This is a genomic window from Actinospica durhamensis (assembly GCF_018139695.1).
Lineage (GTDB): Bacteria > Actinomycetota > Actinomycetes > Streptomycetales > Catenulisporaceae > Actinospica > Actinospica durhamensis.
The window spans coordinates 1-448 of the sequence record NZ_JAGSOG010000749.1; the positions used below are offsets into that span (position 1 = coordinate 1).

Consider the following 448-nt stretch of genomic DNA (forward strand, 5'->3'; position numbering starts at 1 on the left):
CTTCGAACGTGTTGTAGCTGACCGGGTGGTCTTCCACGTGGATGGCCATGGACTTGACCTTGGGGTCGTACGACGGCCCCTTCGGCACCGCCCAGCTCAGCATGACCCCGTCGAGTTCGAGGCGGAAGTCGTAGTGCAGCCGGGACGCCCAGTGCTTCTGCACCACGAACTGCAGTGCGCCGTCCGCTCCCCCGGCCGCACGGCGGTGGACGACCCCGGCCGGTTCCGCGGTCTTGCTGAAATCCCGCTTGGCGTTGTAGTGGGCCAGGGGCTCGGGCGCAGCGCTGGGTACCTGCTCCGCCTCCGGCGATGCGGACTGCTGCCGCGCACGCTTTTTCCTGGGTTCGGTGTCCTCCGCCGCTTCGAGTACTTTCAATTCCGCCCATACCGGAGCGTGGTCGCTCGCACCATCTCGCCCGCGTTCCTCCCGATCCACGCCGGCATCGAC

The 448-nt window shown here is 67.4% G+C and carries 1 protein-coding gene; it reads right to left on the reverse strand.

Annotation, left to right across the window (positions count from 1 at the left end; all coding sequences use genetic code 11):
• Nucleotides 1-448, reverse strand: a 448-nt coding sequence (locus KDL01_RS42035; protein WP_438802031.1) for a DNA polymerase ligase N-terminal domain-containing protein, incomplete at both ends; no start/stop codon positions are given.